Source organism: Candidatus Cloacimonadota bacterium, from assembly GCA_020532355.1.
Lineage (GTDB): Bacteria > Cloacimonadota > Cloacimonadia > Cloacimonadales > Cloacimonadaceae > UBA5456.
Genome location: JAJBBD010000287.1, coordinates 1 through 7,806 on the forward strand (window position 1 = coordinate 1; position 7,806 = coordinate 7,806).

Annotated in this window: 3 protein-coding genes; all 3 read right to left on the reverse strand. The window is 40.7% G+C overall.

The window, feature by feature from the left end:
- Positions 1 to 243: hypothetical protein (locus LHW48_09950; protein ID MCB5260771.1), on the reverse strand; the 243-nt coding region annotated here is incomplete at its 3' end.
- Positions 244 to 298: 55 nt separating this feature from the next.
- Positions 299 to 3,994: a C25 family cysteine peptidase gene (locus LHW48_09955; GenBank protein MCB5260772.1), complete on the reverse strand. Its 3,696-nt coding sequence runs from the start codon at positions 3,992 to 3,994 to the stop codon at positions 299 to 301.
- 84 nt (positions 3,995 to 4,078) lie between these two features.
- On the reverse strand, positions 4,079 to 7,806 hold a 3,728-nt coding region (locus LHW48_09960; protein ID MCB5260773.1), incomplete at its 5' end, for a C25 family cysteine peptidase.

Here is a 7,806-nt window from a genome sequence, read left to right on the forward strand (position 1 = left end):
ACCCCAAAAGTAGGTACTGCTTGTAGCCACATCTGTAACAACCTGGAGCTTGCCACCCCAAAGGTAGGTACTGCTTGTAGCCACATCTGTAACAACCTGGAGCTTGCCACCCCAGCCCTCGCATTGTGCAGTCCCGTATGGGCTGCCAAGCTCCTGCTTGGCAGAGGCAGCAAAGCTGCCTTCAGAAGCGAGCTGCGCTCGCTGTGGCAAACAGAGCTTGCCACCCCAAGGGATATATGGCAACTGAGAAAAAAGGCTCCTCAAAAAGGAGCCTTTTCGATATTAGTAAGGTAAGGGTTTATTTCATAAGAATCATTTTCTTTGTACTGGTGTATTTACCGGATTTCATTTTGTAGAAATAGATTCCGCTAGCAACATTGCGATTGTTGTCGTCCTTACCATTCCAAGTAACACTATGCATTCCGGGAGCAAGATCTGAGTTTATCAATGTCTTTACTCTTTGTCCTAGAATATTGTATATGTCCACACTAACGAATTCTCTATTCTTAATTGAGAAGCTTATTGTGGTATTTGGGTTAAAGGGATTGGGATAATTACCTTTCAGTTCCGTAACTATCGGGTTAACATTGTTTTCATTCGCAGATGGGTTGGATTCTCCGGTTACTGGAATGATAATTTGGCTGTTTAAGGGATCATCAGAAACTATTACCAGATTAGTATTAAATGTGCCATGGCTAAGGGGTAGAAAGGCAATTTCAAAGGTTTTGGAATCATCTGGGTTAAGCGCAAATTCAGTATCAGCTAGAATGTTCAGATCTTCAGTAATAAGACTGAATGGTGTCGAGATCTGAATAGTACCAAGCATTACTGCATTTCCATTATTAGTAATTGTAACCGGAAGAATGCTTTCTTCGCCTACTTCGGTGTTGCCAAAATCTAATTCTGTAACATCAACAATAGCCAAGGGGCTGCCGGTATCAGTGCTTTCGGCAGGGAATAGTATCTCATCTATCCAAACGCAATCACTGCCAGAAGATACAGAGCCATCTTTAACGTATTCCCAACGATAGGTATTGGTGCCAGCCATTACAATATAGCTAACCTGTTGCCATTCTTCAGAAATGCCACTCCATTGATTTTTGAGCATACCATTAATGTAGAAATTTAGGTAATCTCCGTTTTGTTCGGAAGAAACTTTTTTCCAGAAGGAGACAAAACCATCTATTGGGTTGTTAAGAGTGATGCTTATAGAAGTACTTTGATTGTGGTTTATCTGTGCGCTACGGGCAGCCATACTGTTATTGTATCCACCACTGGCAATACTCCAATCTCCGTTATTAAATGTCCAGGGGAAATTAGTGAGTCCGGCCTCAAAGTTCTCCAACAAGATGCCGGCGACAATACTGTAAGAATTTGTAAGTATTGTATTCGCATAGGAAGCCATAACGTCAAAACGGATAGTGCTTCCAGGCTCAATTTGCGATGAGAGGTGAATCATGAAAAGTGCGTTACCTTCTTCGCCAATCTCTAAAGCTGAGACTGTTTCCGTAATTGGACTAATCATGTTTTCGCCTCCAAACACGGAAAGAGAAGCAAAGATCTCCGGACTGGGGGCGTGTCCTTGATTGATAAACGGGATAGAGATCACAAAGCTTTCACCGGGATCCACTCTGCCATTATCATTTCCACTTGCATCATCAATCTGTATGGTACCCCATTCAATATCAGGGGCATTAATCGTTATGGAATGCTCATAGCTAAATATGGTACCATCGCTCAAGCTCGCTTCCACGTTAAAAGAAGCCAGATACTGATCCGGAACAGAATCACTGATCTTTACATCGATTCCCAATACAGTTGATGCAGTTGAATTGGGTTCTATAACAGTAATAATCTCTGGATTCCCAACAACACTAAGATGGGGATCGGTAGTATTGATAAAGAGGCTAAGATCCTCAGCCGGATCGGAGCCCAAATTCTCTATCTCAACATGAACAGTTACAATTTCGTTGAAAGATGCTAAGTTGTCGTTTCCATCTTCAATGCTTACATCGTTAATTACAATATAAGCACCAGCTGCAGGCAATACTTCAATTGTGCCAATATATGCAGTTTTGTTGAAAGCAGTAATAGTAAGGGACAAATCCATAGGTTGATCTGGCATAATATCCAGATTCAGAATTGCCGTGCCACTACCATCAGCAACGGTTTTGGCATAAATAGCATTATCCGGTCCACTGAGAGTAACTCGAGAGTTTGGTTCTGTAGTAACAATTAGGTTATCCATTCCGATTAATAAAACAGGATTGTATTCAGCTAAGGTTTCTGTGGGATTTTTGGTTCTGACCATGAGGGAGGCATCGCCAAAAATGTGCCAGTTCTTATACTCATCAGATCCCTGAGAGCCATAAACTTCAATCATCTTGGAGGAACCGTTGAAGAACAATCCGCCAATAGTAGTTTTGGCTTCGGCAATCAGAAGATCTGTAATTTCATCCTGACCTCTCATAGGAGGGTTCCAATCTTGGTTAACAGACGAAGCATAAATAGCTACGGCACCAGTAGGCGTGCCGTTATTTGTGGCTCGCATCCAAGCTTCGGCAAAACAAGTTCTGTTTACAAAATTACCGTTTACACAGGCTACAGATACTATGAATGGCAGCATATTGTTATTGGTAAGAGCATTGACATTATTAACGTTAAATCCGGTGGTAACCCAAGAGGTATCAGAACCGTGACCCACATAATTGATAAATCCTCTTCCAATATTAAGATTGCTTGATACTTGGGAAGCTGTAGCACCATTTGCCGCATACAATTGATCTACAGAATCATATCCATAATTCAGCAGATCCGTGCGGATTAAATCCATGTGTTGCTGATCGCTTTCGCCATTGTCGCCCTGATATCCGCCACCCTCATTAGAAGCAATGCCTATGGCTTTTTGTATCCAAGTGGCATCACTTTGCATATCGCGTTCATATTCTATGCTTCTTTGAATCTGGGTTTGCATTTCAGCCACAGTCTGCGCCGAAAAACGGCCCACAAAGATATCTGGATAGCTATCATTACCAGCTAAAAGAGCAAAGGAAGGATCACTACCGCCTCCGGCATATAAAAGTGAAGGAACCTGTTGAGAATCTCCCATTATCTGTAAGAACATTAGACCGTTATTCAAATTGTATTGCGTTTGTATATATGCTTTAATCTGGTTTGCGGTTGGTCCCGCTTCTTGAACATCCACAACAGTTACATCATAACCATTTTGTCTTTTCCAATCTACCCAAGGTTGGATAGTCTCGTTGAACATGGAATTATTGATTACTAAGATTCTGCCATCTTCGTTTAATGCAGGATATTTAGCTTGCCCAAAATTAAGAAACATGTTTTTATAAATGCCTTCAAATTCACGAGAGTAACTGCCTTTAGAGCTATTTAGAGCATTAGTATAACTGTTACCGTTTTGGCTTATCCTTACTCTTATTCGAGTATAAACTCTTGTGGTTGCAGTATATGGATGGTATTCGATAGGTTTGAATCTAATTGTAATACCCCTGTAATCCCTAAGAATAAAGGGTTCACTTAATTCTATATTCTGGGTGGGGTAGATGTCTGTTCCATTGTAGAAATCGTTAAAACTATAAGGAACTGTTTCTGGATTAACATTTCTGCTAAGGCTACCTTTCGAAGGAGCTATGCGCATTTCAATATCATGATACTCGCTTTCTAAAACTTCTTGCTCCATGTGCGCATTTGCCGGAATAATTAGGCTTCCAGCAAGAATAGGAACTTGAGGAAAGCCTTCTTCTAGGGTTAAGCCACTTTTTGGTGTGCTGATATTATACCAAGTTTGGTTATTTATGCTTACTGCTTCGCGGGTGAAACTGCCTAAAGTCATTTCTAAGATCATTTCGTTTGATGAACTTTGAATTAGCTTTATGCCATTGGCATAATCTGCAATGTCCACCGTTTCTGCATTTAAGTATAAGCTAATGCTTAACAGTAATATAAGCAGCATAATGAATCTTCTCACTAAATCCTCCAATATCTCTTCAATACTAATTTTTTATATTTAAAACTAAATAGGCACCACCCTGAGGATAGTGCCTATGGGTTTTTATTTCATAAGCATCATCTTCTGTGTAGATGCATAGTTTCCAGCTTCCATTCTATATAAGTAGATGCCACTGGACACATTGGAGCCGTTGTTATCTTTACCATCCCAAACCAATTGATGTTTCCCAGCATCCATAGGAGTATTCAATAAGGATTTTACCAATTGGCCTTTGAGATTAAATATATTCAGTTTTACGTTTGCAGCTTCTTTCAATGAAAATTTTATGCTAGTTTCAGGATTGAAAGGATTGGGGAAGTTGCCGCTTAATTCTGTAATAACCGGATTTACCAAGTTTTCATTTGAGCTCGATTGAACAGTTATTGGTATCTCAATTTCGGTGAGATCGGGGTCGTTGGTTGTAATCAAAACAATATCAGAAATCTGTGGAACGCTTGATGGAGCTTCATAAGTTATCTTAAAAGTTCTGGTTACGCCAGGTGATATTACATAATAGTAACTATTAGGAAGATCCTGACCCATATTGGATAAGTTGAACTGATTGGGAATAGTTATTATGCCCGAAAGATCTGAAGTACCTAGATTGCGCAATATTAAGTTCTGAGTGGTGATGCTATTGGGCACAACTTCGTTGAACACAATGCTTTCTGTTGTAGTGTATGCCATAGGCAAATCTGAAGCACCGGTCATTGGGAATCTGATGTCGTCAATCCATGCAGTATCACTACCTCCGGACATGCTAATATCTTTTTCATAAGTCCAGGTAAAGGTTCTCGAACCTAAGGCAACCGGATAAGTAACCTGACTCCAGCTTACGTTTCCACTCCAACTACCCATTTCAACGTTATCTATATAAAATCTTAACCAATCGTAATCAAGCTCGGAAGACACTCTACGATAAAAGCTCACATTTCCTTCACCAACAATATCCATAGTAACACTCAAAGATGTGCTGCTGTTATTGCCTATGGATCCGCTACGAGCTGAGTATAAACCACTGTTTCTTTCGTTAGATACTATTGTCCAAGGAGTAGAGTCTGAATTTTGCCAAGCAAAGGAACTAAAATTTCCTGTTTCAAAACCTTCTTGAATTGCTCCAACCGGAATCACTAAACCATGGTTTATCATCTGAACTCCCATATCTAAAGCAATACCAAGGGCTATTGTTGTTCCAAGTTCAGCGTCTTGAGCTATATTCAGATTAAAGCTAATCGGAATGTTCACGCCCTGACTAATGCCGGGGATTGTGAAGTTAGATAGCGGCAAAGAGGCGTCATCACTGTTAAGAATCAAACGCAAAGATCCGCTTTGAACCGCCATATGTCCGTTATTGGTAATATTCAAAGTGATGTTTATGTTTTCACCAGCTTCAAATATACCGTTATTGTTAGGATCGAAGTAGTTCACAGAAGTAATTACCACATTGGGGGCATTAATCGTTAGGCTACGGTTACTAATCCACTCATGTTCTCCATCGGAAACTGTGATGGAGAATTCGGCGATATGCTGATCAGGGGTACCTTGATCTACCACTAAAGAAAAGATAGAAGGCACATCAAGAGTTCCATCAGATGCAATGTCATCTATGCTTGTTTGATTCGAATCCAGATAAACCCATGGGCTTTCGGTTTCCATCGTAACGGTGAGATTCCCTGCATCCAGAATGCCTACATTGGTAAAAGTGAGATCGATATCCACAGTTTCTCCAGCTTCTGCCGTGCCACTATCATCGTTTACAATAATGGGGCTTACCAATATATAGGGTCCTTCATTGGGAATAACCTCTATCGTAGAAACAAAGGGTCTACGACGAGAGCGAGTGGCAACAATATCTACGTGTCCCGGCTCGCTAAAAGGTATATAATCAAGGTTTAAGTATCCGGAGGCATCAGTTAAGCCAACACCGTGTATCTCGCCATCTTTTGAGAGTGATACCCACGTATAAGGATCCGCATAAAGCTCCATATTACTGAGTCCCAAGAATATTCTTTCTGGTAACTGCATGGCGTTTTCTTGGGGTATTCCAATATATGGTGTAAGCGATGGATCTCCCATTATGGAGTATATTTCCCAATAATAGTTAATTAAGTTACTTCCGCCTTGTACCACTGCAAGATTCCCCATCAGTACCATAGAGCCGGCACTGGAAGCCCAGTCCGTAAAGTCTTCATTGTTTTCGTGGAAAAGAGCATCATAAGCCCCAAGTGCGTTAGCATTATAGGCTGGAGCTTGTCCATTAGCTGTGCCCTTAGCGCCAACTGCCCACCAATAATCTTCATCCCAATAAGTGCTGTTGGTTCCACCAATATAGATAATGCCACCCTTATCTTGCGCTCTAAGCCAAGCTTCGGCAAAGCTCAGGGAAACGTCAAACTTACTTGTTAAACAGCAGTTGCCAACAACATAAGCATATTTGTTCTGATTTTGCAAAGAATTTATATGAGATATTGTAAATACAGGATCGCTCCATTCGGTAGTTCCGCCATGAGCAGTATAGTTTACATATCCGGATCCCGAAGAGATATTAGAACGAATTTGTGTACCACTGGTTCCGGAACTTGGATACAAATAAGTATGGGCATCTATTCCATGTGCAACATTAAAATATCTTTGAGTAGCATAATTGATAGCACCATTACCATGAGATTGAGCATACCAAGAATCCATTCCTGCTATTAGCACTGCATCTTCTAGATAGCTGTCGTCCGGCATTGAATATGTCTCATGCATGAGAGTTTTATTAACTTGATTTGTTACTTCGGCTATAGAAGTAGCAGAAAAACGACCGAAATACATCTCGGGCATATAATCAGTTCCTTGTAATCGGGCATAATGGAGGTCCGTAGGATGGGTATCCTGAGTAGTAGAACTGCCTGTAGCAACTTGAGCAACGTCGCCCACAATCAACAAATAGCTGGGAGCAGGATTTTGAGGCGTCGCATTGTTCCACAATCCTTGCATATAGGTTCTTATATTGTTATAGCTATTACCAATACTTTCTATGGAGGTCACGGTAACATCGTAGCCTTCTTTGGTTTTCCAATCTATAAATGGTTGTAAAGCACCAACAAAGCTTTGAGGGCTGATTATCACATAACCTATGGGGTAGCGTAACAAACTGGTACGAGTGTCTTGATAGTTCCAAACGGAAGTATCTAAAGCTGAAACAAATGCGGGCGAGAATGTTTTTGCTTTTAGTTCAGCAGTAGCAGCTAGGTCTGCTCCTATAAATGTAATTTCAACATCAGTGGAACTGACTACATCAATGCTTTTTGTCGTAGGATTATAGTTTGCGGGAGTATAATCAATAGTGAAAAGTCTTTCTCCACGCAGCATACCCAGCTCTTCCAGTTTTACTGCGGAATGAGACGTGCTGCTGCTTCCATTATAAAAGTTTCTATTTATTACAAATGGTAAAGATTCTGTATTTGCACTTTTAGATACACTTTCTTGAGCAGGTATAATTGGGTAGTGAATGCCATGCTCTGCAAGTAAAATGGTCTGTTGTTGGGTATTAAATGTTCGCACCTGGGGTGTTGAGCCCAGAGGAACGCTGATTATTTTCCGATAAACAGGAAGTTTTGGCTCACCAATCTGAGTTGTAGCTCCAAAGTCTTTTGCAGTAAGCAGAGTGAACACACCTTCTTTACTTTGGACTTGACTGTAATTAAAAGCATCTATAGCAAATCTTACATTAAGTCTATAATCATCACTGCTAAGAATTTCCGCAGTGGAAACTCCTCGCTGTAACCGGATAGTACCGGTATTAG